The organism is Streptomyces sp. NPDC096048 (genome assembly GCF_044763415.1).
Classification (GTDB): domain Bacteria; phylum Actinomycetota; class Actinomycetes; order Streptomycetales; family Streptomycetaceae; genus Streptomyces.
In genome coordinates, this window is record NZ_JBIWGG010000005.1 from 537881 (window position 1) to 549972 (window position 12092).

Consider the following 12092-nt stretch of genomic DNA (forward strand, 5'->3'; position numbering starts at 1 on the left):
CGTCATGGCGGAGACGACGAACGGAACGGCACCGGACGGACTGCCGAAGGGGTTCCGCAGCGCCGAGCTGGGCTGGCCCGAACTGCGGCGAATACCGCGTCCGCCGTATCGGCTCCCCTTGCTGGGGGACGTGGTCGGGGCCGGCAGGCGCACTCCCATGCAGGACTCGCTGCGCTACGCCCGGCGCCTGGGGCCGATATTCCGGCGGCGGGTCTTCGGCAAGGAGTTCGTGTTCGTGTGGGGCGCCTCGCTCACCGCCGACCTCGCCGACGAGGAGCGGTTCGCCAAGCATGTGGGACTCGGCGTGGCCAACCTGCGGCCGGTCGCCGGGGACGGACTGTTCACGGCGTACAACCACGAGCCCAACTGGCAGCTCGCGCACGACGTCCTGGCGCCCGGGTTCAGCCGCGAGGCCATGGCGGGCTACCACGTGATGATGCTGGACGTGGCCGGACGGCTGACGGAGCACTGGGACCGGGCCCAGGTGGCGGGTCGGGCGGTGGACGTGCCCGGCGACATGACCAAGCTGACCTTGGAGACGATCGCGCGCACCGGATTCGGGCACGACTTCGGGTCCTTCGAGCGCGCCCGGCTCCATCCCTTCGTGACCGCGATGGTGGGCACACTCACCTACGCCCAGCGCCTCAACACCGTGCCCGCCCCGCTGGCCCCGTGGCTGCTGCGCGGCGCGAGCCGCCGCAACACCGCCGACATCGCCTACCTCAACCGCACGGTCGACGACCTGGTCCGCGCCCGCAGGGCCGCCGGCGGCGACGGGGGCGCAGGCGACCTGCTCGACCGGATGCTGGAGACCGCCCATCCCGAAACCGGTGAGCGGCTGTCGGCGCAGAACGTCCGCCGCCAGGTCATCACCTTCCTGGTGGCCGGGCACGAAACCACCTCGGGCGCGCTCTCCTTCGCCCTGCACTACCTCGCCCAGCACCCCGACGTCGCGGCCCGGGCCCGCGCCGAGGTGGACCGGGTGTGGGGCGACACGGAGACCCCCGGTTACGAGCAGGTCGCCAAACTGCGCTACGTGCGCCGGGTGCTGGACGAGTCGCTGCGGCTGTGGCCGACCGCGCCCGCCTTCGCGCGGGAGGCCCGCCGGGACACGGTGCTGGGCGGGACGTACCCGATGCGGCGCGGTGCCTGGGCGCTGGTGCTCGCGGGGATGCTGCACCGCGACCCGCGGGTCTGGGGACCGGACGCCGAGCGGTTCGATCCGGACCGCTTCGACGCCAAGGCCGTACGGTCGCGTGCCCCGCACACCTTCAAGCCGTTCGGAACGGGGGCGCGGGCGTGCATCGGGCGGCAGTTCGCGCTGCACGAGGCGACGCTCGTCCTCGGGCTGCTGCTGCGCCGCTACGATCTGCGGCCAGAACCGGACTACCGGCTCCGGGTGACCGAGCGGCTGACGCTGATGCCGGAGGGGCTGCGGCTGCGGCTGGACCGGCGGACCGCGGCCGGCCCGCCCGGTGCGGCGCCCGAGCGCGGGGCCGTCGCCGAGGACGCCGCCTCAGAGCCCCGCTGTCCAGTGCACGGGACGGGTGACTGACCCCGGCAGCCTGGTGCCGGAGCCGCCCCGGGCCGCGGTGAGCTGCGGCTGGGTGAGGAAGAAGGCGCCCGTCAGGTCCGCGTCCGTGAGGTCGGCGTCGCGCAGATCGGCGCCGATCAGGTCCGCGCCCCGCAGATCCGCGCCGGTGAGGTCGGCGGCGATGAGGTAGGCCCCGCGCAGATCGGCCCCGCTGAGATCGGCGCCCTTGAGGCGGGCGCCCATGAGGTCGGCGTTGCGGCGGTTCTTCTTCTTGCCGCGTGTACCGGCCCGCACGAGTTCGCTGGTGCGCAGCAGCAGGGCGTTGATCCGCTGACGGTGCGCGGCGACGTCGAGGGCGGCCAGCTCGTCGGGGGTCCCTTCGCTGAGGCGCTCGGTGTCGGTCAGGGCGCGGCGCAGGTCGGCGTGGACCGGGCGGGCCGCGGGCAGGGTCAGCGCCTCGGTGAGGTACCAGAGCAGTTCGTGCAGTTGGCGGACGACCGGGAACACGTCGAAGACGCGGCGGGTCCGCTCCGGTGGGCCGGTGCGCCAGTCCTGGCCGCCGAAGGTGACCTGCGAGACCTTCTGACCGGCGCCGAAGCAGTCGTAGACCGTGCAGCCGGTGAAGCCGCTCTGCCGCAGCCGCGCGTGGACTCCGCAGCGGTGGTCGCCCTGGAGGTTCGGGCAGGGCTTTCCGGCGTCCTTGTCGATGGCGAAGTCCGCCGAGCGGGAGAAGGGCAGGGCCACGCAGCACAGGCCGAAGCAGCGCTCGCAGTCGCCGCGCAGTTCTGCCTGGTCAGTCGTGTTTCCTTGCATGCCGTCGAGGATACGGGCCGTCGGCGCACCCACGCCGACGGCCCTGGCGAGCGGCCCGGTGAACCGCCCCCGTGAGCGGCGCCGGTCAGGCCTCCAGGTCGGGCAGGTCCAGCCGGGCCAGCCGCTCGGGGTCGGACAGGATGTAGAGGCCGGTGATGAGTCCGTCGACGACGGTGACGTAGGTGACCGACCGCGGACGTCCCTCGGACACGGCGACGGTACCGACCGCGCCGTTGACCAGGACGAGACGGGCGAGTCCGGCGAGATGGCGGAAGTGGAACGCCCCGGTGGCGACCGTCCGCGCCCCCCGCGCCACCTTCGACGCCGCCACTCCCGAGGCCAGCGCGCCGGCGTCGGCCCGCAGCACCACGTCCGGGTGGAGGACCGCCACCAGGGCCTCGAAGTCGCCGGCGCGACTGGCGGCCAGGAACGCCTCGACGGCCTGCCGCTGCCGGCCGAGGTCGGGATCGGCCGCGGGCGTGGCCCCCCGGGCCCTACGGCGGGCCCTGCTGGCCAGCTGCCGGGTGGCGGCCGGGCTGCGCTCAACGATCGTCGCGATGTCGTCGAAGGGCACGGAGAACATGTCGTGCAGCACGAACGCCAGCCGCTCGGCGGGCTCCAGGGACTCCAGTACCACCAGCAAGGCCAGCCCCACCGAGTCGGTGTGCAGGGCCTCCTGCTCCGGATCGCCCTGCGGCAGTGCCCTCAGCACGGGATCCGGCACGAAGGTGTCGAAGCCCTCGGTCATCGGCTCCTCGCGGCGCGCGGTGCGTGAGCGCAACAGGTCCAGGCAGACCCGGCCGGTCACCGTGGTCAGCCAGGCGCCGAGGTTGTCGATGCCGTCCGCGCCGGTGCGGTCGAGGCGCAGCCACGCCTCCTGCACCGCGTCCTCCGCCTCGGTCAGTGAACCGAGCATGCGGTAGGCCACGGCCTTCAGCTGTCCCCGGTGCTCCTCGAACCGCTCCGCCAGACGCTGCTGCCCGCGCACGTCGCGCTCCCCCTGCTCCCTCTGCTCCCTCTGCTCCCCCGCCATGCCGCTACCGTCCGAAGACTTCGAAGGTCACGGCCGGCTTCCCGCCGAACCGCTCGCCCGCGGCCTCGGCGAACCCGACGAGGAATCCGCGCACGTACGTCTCCGGGTCCTCGTCGGTCAGCACCTCGATGTACGTGCGGTGTTCGAGCAGGGAGCGCACCGCGCGCTCCAGCCCCGGCGTGGCGTCCACGGCGTGCGTGGGCGAGGAGGAACCCGCGACGGCGACCCAGCGCACGCCGTTCCAGGGTTCGAGGCCCTGCTCGGTCAGTTCCGGGAAGATCCACCGGTTGCCGGCGTCGGACGCCGCGTCGAGCGTGGCACGGCCGACGGCGACGTGGTCCGGGGTGTTCCAGGCGACGCCGCCCCAGGTGTCCCGGTGGTTCATGGTGATGACCAGCTCGGGGCGGTACCGGCGGATCGCGGCGGCGATGTCGCGGCGCAGGGCGGTGCCGTACTCGACGACGCCGTCCCGGTGGTCGAGGAACTCCACCTCGCTCACCCCGACGACGGCCGCGCTCGCCCGCTGCTCACGCTCCCGGAGGGGGCCGCACTCGGCGGGCGCCAGTGTGTCGATGCCCGCCTCGCCGCGGGTCGCGAGGACATAGGCGACCTCACGGCCCTCGTCGGTCCAGGCCGCGATCGCCGCCGAGCAGCCGTACTCCAGGTCGTCCGGGTGGGCGACGACGGCCAGCGCGCGCCGCCAGTCGCCGGGCATGGGCTCCAGTTGCGTGATCGTCGGCTCCGTCATGCCCGCACACTAACCCGCGCCACCGACACCCCGCCCGGAATTCGAACGCGTCGCCCTTCAGGCCTCGTCGCGGGCGAGCGCGAGCAGCCGGTCCAGGACGCGGGGGCCGCCGGCCCGCACGCCGTCGTGCTCGAACTCGTCGGTGACCCAGGTGCGCAGGCCGCGGATCGCGCGTGCGGTGGTCAGCGCGTGGCCGGTGTCGACGTACATGTCGTCGTGGTACACGGCGGCGGCGGCCGGCACCTCGTTGGCGGCGAGGCGGGCCGGGTCGTACAGGGGCGTCCAGTCGGTGCGGGCGGCGAGCAGTTCGGCGGTCTCGCGCAGCGGGCGCAGGGCCGGGTCGCAGTCGAACATCCAGGGGTGGACCGACTCGCCGGTGAACAGCAGCGGTTCGTCGCCGGCGAGGGCCTTGGCGGCGTCGAAGCGCGGGAACTCGGCGCGGACCCGCTCGGCCGACCAGTCGGTGGGGCGGGCGTCCTGGGCGTAGATGGCCTCGTGGACGAGGGCGTAGAGCGGGTGGCCGGCGTACGACAGCAGGCCCTGCACCTGCTCCTGCCATGCGTCGGACAGCTCGAGTCCGCGCGGGGTGCGGACGAAGGCGTCCTCCAGGAGGAAGTGCAGGCGGTGGCTGCCCTCGCTGCCGCCGAGGAGGATGCCGAGGGACTGGAAGGCCTCCACGGTGAGCCGGTAGCCGTTCGGCAGGACCACGTCGTGGGTGAGCAGGTGCTCGGCGATGCGGCGGGCGCGCTCGATGTCCTGCGGGTAGCGGGCGTAGTGCGCGACGACCTTGCGCTCGATGCGGGGGTAGGCGGCCCGGTAGACGTCGTCCGCGTGGGCGTCGAGGGAGGGCAGGCCGCCGGTGATCAGGACGGTGCTCAGCCCCTCGGGGGCCAGTGACAGGTAGGCGACGGTGCAGAAGCCGCCGAAGCTCTGGCCGAGGACGGTCCAGGGGGCGCCCCCGGTGACCTCGGAGCGGATCGCCTCGCAGTCGCGGACGATGGCGTCGGCGCGGAAGTGGGTGAGGTGGTCGGCCTGTTCGGCGGGGCCGCCGCGCAGCGGGAGCGTCTGGCGGTTGACGGGCGTGGAGGCGCCGGTGCCGCGCTGGTCCAGGAGCAGCACCCGGTAGTCCTTCAAAGCGCGACCGAGCCAGGCGGGGCGCCCGATGAAACGGTTCGCCCCGAAGCCGGGGCCGCCCTGGAGATAGACCAGCCACGGCAGGTTCTGGCCCGTTCTGTCGCTCGCGACGGCCTCGCGGGCGTACAGCTCGATCGTCTCCCCGGAGGGGTTCGCGTGGTCGAGGGGCACGGTGAAGCGGCGGTCGGTGAGGACGACGCCGGGCTGACGGTAGCTGACGCTCAACGGGGCTCCCGGAACGGAGGGACCATACGGACGGATCTTTCGACGGTGCCCCAGTTCAGCACATGGTTCTGCGGGCCGAGACCCCCGGGAGGGGAAATTCGTGCTGAACGACGGGTCAGCGGGCGGCGAGGCTGGAACGCCGCACCACCAGTTCGGGCTGGAGCACGACCCGCCGGTGTGTGTGGGCCCGGTCCGCGCCCTGCGACTCGGTCTCCTCCAGGAGCAGCTCGGCGGCCATGGCGCCCATGGTGACGGCCGGCTGGCGCACCGAGGTGAGCGGGACGGCCGCGGCGGCGGCGAACTCGATGTCGTCGTAGCCGACGATCGCGAGGTCGTCGGGGACTGCGACCCCGGCGGCGTACACGGCCTGGAGCACGCCGAGGGCGAGCAGGTCGTTGGCGCAGAAGACGGCGGTCGGCCGGTCGGAGAGCCCGAGGAGGCGGGCGCCGGCGTCCCGGCCCGCGGCGACGTCGAGCCGCTCGGTGGGCAGTTCGCGCAGCGCGCCGGGACCGAGTCCGGCCTCGGCGAGCACCCGCAGGGCGCCGGTGCGGCGGTCGCGCACCTGGTGGAGACCGGGCGGACCGCTGACGTAGGCGATGGAGCGGTGTCCGGCGTCCACGAGGTGACGTACCGCCAGCGCGCCGCCCGCGACGTCGTCGACGGAGACGGAGCACTCGGTGGTGCCCTCGGCGACACGGTCGACCAGCACGAAGGGGATGTTGTGCCGCCGGAAGCCCTCGATGTTGCGGCCGGTGGCGTCGGCCGGGGTCAGCAGTACACCGCGGACCCGCTGCTCGGCGAAGAGCGAGAGGTATTCGGCCTCCTCCCCCGGGTTCTGGGCGCTGTTGCAGACCATCACGCCGAGCCCGGCGTCGCGCGCGGCCCGCTCGGCGCCGCGCGCGACGTCGACGAAGAAGGGGTTGCCCATGTCCAGCACGAGCAGCCCCATGATGCGGCTGCGGCCCGCGCGAAGCTGGCGCGCGGACTCGCTGCGGACGTAGCCGAGCCGGTCGATCTCGGCCTGTACGCGCGCGCGGGTCTCGGTAGCGACCGTGTCGGGGCGGTTGATGACGTTGGAGACCGTGCCCACGGATACTCCGGCGGCGCGGGCGACGTCCTTGATACCCACCGAATGGGCCATCGTGCAGGGACCTCCAGGGTCGGGCTGGGGAACGCATCAGGGACGCGGGGCGGCCGGGAGCACTTCACATTACCCGCGCCGCCCCGCGAAGGTCCCCGCCAGGCGGGCAGGCGGAAGCCGGCGAGTGGCCCCGGCCCGACCCGCCGACCGGTGAACGGGGGTCTCCCCCGGCCCCGTCCCGCCGACTACCCTGCGGTTCATCCGATGATCACGATGTTCGAGCCGGTCGATCACAAGGAGCCGCGATGCGTGTCGCCCTGTTCCTGACCTGTGTCAACGACACGCTGTATCCGGACACCGGCCGTGCCGTGGTACGGCTGCTGACCAGACTGGGCGTCGAGGTCGACTTCCCGATGGCCCAGACCTGCTGCGGCCAGGCGCACTACAACACCGGGTACCGGCACGAGGCGGAGCCGCTGGCCCGGCACTTCGCGGACGTCTTCGGTGAGTACGAGGCGATCGTGACGCCGTCGGGTTCCTGCGGGGCGATGGTGCGGGAGCTGTATCCGCGGATGGGTGAGCGGGCGCGGGCGGAGGGACGCGGGGACACGCTCGCGGCCACCCTGGCGCCGGTGGTGCCGAAGACGTACGAGCTGACGGAGTTCCTGGTGGACGTGCTGGGCGTCACGGACGTGGGGGCGTACTACCCGCACACGGTGACGTACCACCCGACCTGCCACGGGCTGCGGAGCCTCGGCCTCGGCGACCGGCCCCGACGGCTGCTGGAGGCGGTGAAGGGGCTGGAGCTGGTCGAGCTGCCCGGCGCCGAGGAGTGCTGCGGCTTCGGCGGCACCTTCGCCGTGAAGAACTCGGACGTGTCGGCGGCGATGGGCACGGACAAGGTGCGCAACGCCGAGTCCACCGGCGCCGAGGTGCTGTGCGCGGCCGACAACTCCTGCCTGATGCACATCGGCGGGACCATGACGCGGCTGCGGACAGGCATGCGGCCGGTGCACATCGCGGAGATCCTGGCCGGCACGGAGGAGGCGGTGACCGTATGAGCGGGACGTTCGTGGGGATGCCGGCCTTTCCGGAGGCCGCGCGCACGGCCGTGCACGATCCGACGCTGCGCGGAAACCTGCGGCACGCGACGCACACCATCCGCGCCAAGCGTGCGGCGGCGGTCGCCGAACTCGACGACTGGGCGCAGCTGCGCGAGGCCGGCATGCGGATCAAGGATCACACGCTGCGCCATCTCGACCGGTACCTGGTGCAGGTGGAGGAGGCGGTCACGGCGGCCGGCGGGACGGTGCACTGGGCCGCCGACGCCGATGAGGCCAACCGGATCGTCGCGGATCTGGTGAAGGCGACCGGGGAGGCGGAGGTCGTCAAGGTCAAGTCGATGGCGACGCAGGAGATCGGTCTCAACGAGGCGCTGGAGGCGGAGGGCATCCGCGCCTACGAGACCGATCTCGCCGAGCTGATCGTGCAGTTGGGTAAGGACCGGCCCTCGCACATCCTGGTGCCGGCGATCCACCGCAACCGCGGCGAGATCCGGGACATCTTCCGTTCCGAGATGGGCGAGTGGGGCCGCCCGGCCCCCGAGGGCCTGACCGACACGCCCGCCGAACTCGCCGAGGCCGCCCGCCTCCACCTGCGGGAGAAGTTCCTGCGCGCCAAGGTCGGCATCTCCGGCGCCAACTTCATGGTCGCCGAGACCGGCACACTCGTGGTCGTGGAGTCCGAGGGCAACGGCCGCATGTGCCTGACCCTGCCCGAGACCCTGATCTCGGTCGTCGGCATCGAGAAGATCGTGCCGACCTGGCAGGACCTGGAGGTCTTCCTGCAGACCCTCCCCCGCTCCTCGACGGCCGAGCGCATGAACCCGTACACGTCCATGTGGACGGGCACGACCGACGAGGACGGCCCCCGCACCTTCCACCTGGTCCTGCTGGACAACGGCCGCACCGACACCCTCGCCGACGAGGTCGGCCGCCAGGCACTGCGCTGCATCCGCTGCTCGGCCTGCCTGAACGTCTGCCCCGTCTACGAGCGGGCCGGCGGCCACGCCTACGGCTCGGTGTACCCGGGCCCGATCGGCGCCATCCTCAGCCCTCAGCTCCGCGGCACGGGCAGCGCGATCGACGCCTCGCTGCCGTACGCGTCCTCGCTGTGCGGTGCCTGTTACGAGGTGTGCCCGGTCGCCATCGACATCCCCGAGGTGCTGGTGCACCTGCGGGAGCGGGTGGTCCAGGGCGGGCCGGCCGTCCGGCAGGGCAACAAGGTCGTCCTGAGACCGGCGAAGGGGCATGCCGCCGAGCGGGCGGCGATGCGGGCGGCGCAGTGGGCGTTCACGCACCCCGGCGCGGTGCGGGCCGGCCAGCGACTGGCGTCGCGCACCCGCCGCCTCCATCCGCGCACCCTTCCGGGACCGGGACGCGCGTGGAGCGGCGGCCGGGACCTTCCGGAGGTGCCCGCGGAGCCGTTCCGGGACTGGTGGCAGCGCACGCACGGCGGGAAGGACGGAGCCAAGTGAGCAGCAGGGAACGCGTCCTGGGCCGCGTGCGGCGCGCCCTCGCCGACGTGCCGGACGACGAGGCCCCGGTCACCCGGGACTACCTGCGGGAGCACGGGCGGCGGACCGCCGCCGAGACGGTGGAACTGCTCGCCGAGAACCTGGCGGACTACCGGGCGATCGTGCACCGGTGCGCGGACGGGCAGTTGCCCGACCTGCTGATGCGGCTGCTGGCCGCTCGCGGCTCGCGGAGCGTGGTGGTGCCGCCGGGATTGCCGCCCGGCTGGCTCGCGGCGGTCGACGCGACCCGCGTCCACGACCGCGCGGCGAACACCCCGCAGGACCTCGACCGGGTCGACAGCGTGGTCACGGGCTGCGCGGTCGCCGTCGCCGAGACCGGCACGATCGTCCTGGACGGCTCCCCCGACCAGGGCCGCCGCCGCGTTACCCTCGTCCCCGACCACCACGTCTGCGTCGTACGGGTGCCCGACCAGGTGGTGTCATCGGTTCCCCAGGCCCTCGAACGCCTGGACCCCACCCGTCCGTTGACCTGGACCTCCGGTCCGTCGGCGACCAGTGACATCGAGCTGGACCGGGTGGAGGGGGTGCACGGTCCGCGCACACTGGAGGTGGTGCTGGTGGAGGGCTGAGCGGGCGGGTCCGGCCGACCGGCCGGGGTGTCGCTGAGTACACCCCCCGATACGGGTTCTGCGCCCCGTGTGCCTGGGCCACGCTCTCCGTAGCGTCGTCGGCGAGGCACCGCACAGGGCGTGCCGCACGGAGGGTGATGACGATGTTTCGCACCGGCGCACGAGGCGACCACGAGCCGGGCCCCGCCCCCGAGGCGCTCCGCCTCGTCAAGGTGACCAGGACCTACGGCACCGCGGAGAACGCCGTGACCGCGCTGGACGGGGTGACGCTGAGCCTGGGGCGCGGCACGTTCACCGCGGTGATGGGACCGTCGGGCTCGGGCAAGTCCACGCTGTTGCAGTGCGCGGCGGGTCTGGACCGGCCGGACAGCGGCATCGTGTGCGTGGACGGTACCGAGCTGACGGGGGGCAGCGAGGCGGAGCTGACGAAGTTCCGGCGCGGCCGGGTCGGGTTCGTGTTCCAGCAGTACAACCTGCTGGAGACCCTGACGGTGGCGCAGAACACGGTGCTGCCGCTCAAGCTCGCCGGACGCCGTGTCGACCGGAAGCGGGCGCGGGAGATCCTCACCGGCGTCGGGCTCGGGGACCGGCTCGGGCACCGTCCCGACCAGCTCTCCGGCGCCCAGCGGCAGCGGGTGGCGATCGCCCGTGCCCTGGTGACCGAGCCCCGGGTGATCTTCGCGGACGAGCCGACGGGCGCGCTGGACACCCGCAGCGCACGGCAGGTGATGCTGCTGTTGCAGGAGTCGGTGCGGGTGCGCGGCCGGACCGTGGTGATGGTGACGCACGACCCGGTCGCCGCCTCGTACGCCGACTCGGTCGTCTTCCTCGCCGACGGGCGGCTCGCGGGGCGGTTGGACGCCCCGACGCCGGACGCGGTCGCGGAGCGGCTGGCGCACCTCGGCGACGACGTGCCGGCGGGGGTGTGAGCCGTGTTCGTCCTGGCCCTGCGGTCCGTCCGGCGACGCCCCGGACGGTTCATCGCGACGCTGTTGTCCGCCTTCCTGGGCGCGGCGATCATCATGGTGTTCAACTCGATGCACGACACGGCCGGACAGGACGGCGTGGATCCGGTCAGCTCGGAGACGCTGGGCACGGCGGCGGGGGTCGTGGGCGGCTACGGAACCCTGCTGGTGTTCTTCGCCGTGGCCTCGACGCTGACGGTCAACGTGCGTCAGCGGGCCGCCGAGTTGGAGCTGTTGCGCTGCTCGGGGGCGACGCCCGCCCAGATCAAGCGGATGATCGTGGGTGAGGCGGTGGCCGTGGCGCTGCTGGGCGCGGCGCTGGCGATCGGTCCGGCGACGCTCGGTGGCCGGGCACTGCTGGGAATGTTCCAGGACGGCGGCCAGGTGGCGCGGTCCGTCGAGTACTCCTTCGGTCCGATCGCGCTGCTGAGCGGCGTGGACATCACGCTGCTCGCGTCGGCGGGCGCCGCGTTCCTCGCGGTGCGGCGGGTGACGCGGGGCAGCGGGGAGCGGGCGGGGGCCCGGCGGTTCCTGACGTACGCCGCGCTGGTCACCGGTGCCGCGGGGGCCTGCTCGACCTTCCTGCTGTCCGAAACGGACGAGGCGCTGATGGCGCCGCCGGCCTACGGGGCGATCCTGCTGTCGGTCGGCTTCGCGCTGCTGTCGCCCCGGCTGCTCAGGGGCGTGCTGAACCGGCTGTCGCTGAGCGGCGCGAGCGGCTGGCTGGCCGTGCGCAACCTGCGCGAGCGGGCCGGTCACCTCGCCGGGATCCTGATGTCGCTGATCCTGTTCACGGCGGTGTCGACCGCGACGGTCACCATGCAGGCGGTGGAGAGCGACGCCGTGAAGGCATCCGGTCTGGTCAAGTCGGTCGACGCCAAGAACCTGGAGACGCTCAACCTCACGGTGGTCGGCATCATCGCGGTGTTCGTCTGCGTGATGCTGGTCAACTCCCTGTACGCGGCGACGACGTACCGCTCCCGTGAGTTCGGGCAGCTGCGGCTGGCGGGGGCGACTCCGGGACAGGTGCTGGGCACGGTCGGCGCCGAGGGCGTGGTCCTGACGGTGACCGGGGTGTTCTTCGGGACGGTGGCCGCGCTGGCCGGGGTGGTGCCGTTCACGGTCGTGCGTACCGACGCGGTGCTGCCGGACCAGTTCCTCGGGGTCTGGCTCGCGATGGTGGCGGTGTCGGCGGTGGTGACGCTGGGGACCAGCCTGGTGACGGCCCGGCGGGTGCTGCGTACGCCGGCGGTCGGGGCGGTGGCGCTGGCCGCGTGAGCCGTGTGTGGCGGGAGGAGGGGGTGGCCGGGGGGCCCGGCCCCCCCCCCCAACCCCCCAAAACCCACCCCCTGGGTGGTTGGCGGAATCCAAAATTTACGCGATTGGGTAAAAAT

General features: G+C 73.2%; 11 protein-coding genes. 6 read left to right on the forward strand and 5 right to left on the reverse strand.

The window, feature by feature from the left end:
• Positions 1 to 4: 4 nt before the first annotated feature.
• The gene (locus ACIQ6R_RS16880) at positions 5 to 1555 is read left to right on the forward strand and encodes a cytochrome P450 (protein ID WP_404222061.1); all 1551 of its coding nucleotides are present in this window, start codon (positions 5 to 7) and stop codon (positions 1553 to 1555) included.
• On the opposite strand, the gene ACIQ6R_RS16885 is transcribed toward ACIQ6R_RS16880, so the two are convergent.
• The 5 genes from ACIQ6R_RS16885 to ACIQ6R_RS16905 form a co-directional block, all read right to left on the reverse strand.
• Positions 1517 to 2347 carry a pentapeptide repeat-containing protein gene (locus tag ACIQ6R_RS16885; RefSeq protein WP_404222063.1) on the reverse strand — a complete coding sequence of 277 codons (831 nt, stop codon included), beginning with the start codon at positions 2345 to 2347 and terminating at the stop codon, positions 1517 to 1519. The genes ACIQ6R_RS16880 and ACIQ6R_RS16885 overlap by 39 nt on opposite strands.
• 85 nt (positions 2348 to 2432) lie before the next feature.
• The gene (locus ACIQ6R_RS16890; protein ID WP_404222065.1) at positions 2433 to 3380 is read right to left on the reverse strand and encodes a sigma-70 family RNA polymerase sigma factor; all 948 of its coding nucleotides are present in this window, start codon (positions 3378 to 3380) and stop codon (positions 2433 to 2435) included.
• A 4-nt stretch (positions 3381 to 3384) separates the two neighbouring features.
• Complete coding sequence (locus ACIQ6R_RS16895) at positions 3385 to 4128, reverse strand: PIG-L deacetylase family protein (protein ID WP_375925207.1); 744 nt, start codon at positions 4126 to 4128, stop codon at positions 3385 to 3387.
• 57 nt (positions 4129 to 4185) lie between these two features.
• On the reverse strand, positions 4186 to 5487 hold the full coding sequence (locus tag ACIQ6R_RS16900) for an alpha/beta fold hydrolase (protein WP_404178031.1): 1302 nt from the start codon (positions 5485 to 5487) through the stop codon (positions 4186 to 4188).
• Positions 5488 to 5602: 115 nt separating this feature from the next.
• The gene (locus ACIQ6R_RS16905) at positions 5603 to 6628 is read right to left on the reverse strand and encodes a LacI family DNA-binding transcriptional regulator (protein ID WP_404178028.1); all 1026 of its coding nucleotides are present in this window, start codon (positions 6626 to 6628) and stop codon (positions 5603 to 5605) included.
• A 245-nt stretch (positions 6629 to 6873) separates the two neighbouring features.
• Here ACIQ6R_RS16905 and ACIQ6R_RS16910 point away from each other — a divergent pair, with 245 nt between their 5' ends.
• The 5 genes from ACIQ6R_RS16910 to ACIQ6R_RS16930 all read left to right on the forward strand — a co-directional run bounded on the left by ACIQ6R_RS16910 (position 6874) and on the right by ACIQ6R_RS16930 (position 11976).
• Positions 6874 to 7629: a (Fe-S)-binding protein gene (locus ACIQ6R_RS16910; RefSeq protein WP_404222067.1), complete on the forward strand. Its 756-nt coding sequence runs from the start codon at positions 6874 to 6876 to the stop codon at positions 7627 to 7629.
• A complete protein-coding gene (locus tag ACIQ6R_RS16915) occupies positions 7626 to 9104 on the forward strand; it encodes a LutB/LldF family L-lactate oxidation iron-sulfur protein (RefSeq protein ID WP_404222070.1) in 1479 nt (492 codons plus the stop codon). The genes ACIQ6R_RS16910 and ACIQ6R_RS16915 overlap by 4 nt, the downstream gene beginning before the upstream one ends.
• Positions 9101 to 9733: a lactate utilization protein C gene (locus ACIQ6R_RS16920; RefSeq protein ID WP_404222072.1), complete on the forward strand. Its 633-nt coding sequence runs from the start codon at positions 9101 to 9103 to the stop codon at positions 9731 to 9733. The genes ACIQ6R_RS16915 and ACIQ6R_RS16920 overlap by 4 nt, the downstream gene beginning before the upstream one ends.
• A gap of 137 nt (positions 9734 to 9870) precedes the next feature.
• Entirely contained in the window at positions 9871 to 10662 is a 792-nt protein-coding gene (locus tag ACIQ6R_RS16925) for an ABC transporter ATP-binding protein (protein ID WP_404222075.1), read from the forward strand.
• Positions 10663 to 10665: 3 nt separating this feature from the next.
• Complete coding sequence (locus ACIQ6R_RS16930) at positions 10666 to 11976, forward strand: FtsX-like permease family protein (RefSeq protein WP_404222077.1); 1311 nt, start codon at positions 10666 to 10668, stop codon at positions 11974 to 11976.
• The last annotated feature ends 116 nt before the right edge of the window (positions 11977 to 12092 follow it).

Coding starts and splice junctions, on each gene's coding strand:
- ACIQ6R_RS16880 (WP_404222061.1), top strand. CDS start 5: ATGGCGGAGACGACGAACGGAACGGCACCGGACGGACTGCCGAAGGGG.
- ACIQ6R_RS16910 (WP_404222067.1), top strand. CDS start 6,874: ATGCGTGTCGCCCTGTTCCTGACCTGTGTCAACGACACGCTGTATCCG.
- ACIQ6R_RS16895 (WP_375925207.1), bottom strand. CDS start 4,128: ATGACGGAGCCGACGATCACGCAACTGGAGCCCATGCCCGGCGACTGG.
- ACIQ6R_RS16915 (WP_404222070.1), top strand. CDS start 7,626: ATGAGCGGGACGTTCGTGGGGATGCCGGCCTTTCCGGAGGCCGCGCGC.
- ACIQ6R_RS16885 (WP_404222063.1), bottom strand. CDS start 2,347: ATGCAAGGAAACACGACTGACCAGGCAGAACTGCGCGGCGACTGCGAG.
- ACIQ6R_RS16925 (WP_404222075.1), top strand. CDS start 9,871: ATGACGATGTTTCGCACCGGCGCACGAGGCGACCACGAGCCGGGCCCC.
- ACIQ6R_RS16890 (WP_404222065.1), bottom strand. CDS start 3,380: ATGGCGGGGGAGCAGAGGGAGCAGAGGGAGCAGGGGGAGCGCGACGTG.
- ACIQ6R_RS16905 (WP_404178028.1), bottom strand. CDS start 6,628: ATGGCCCATTCGGTGGGTATCAAGGACGTCGCCCGCGCCGCCGGAGTA.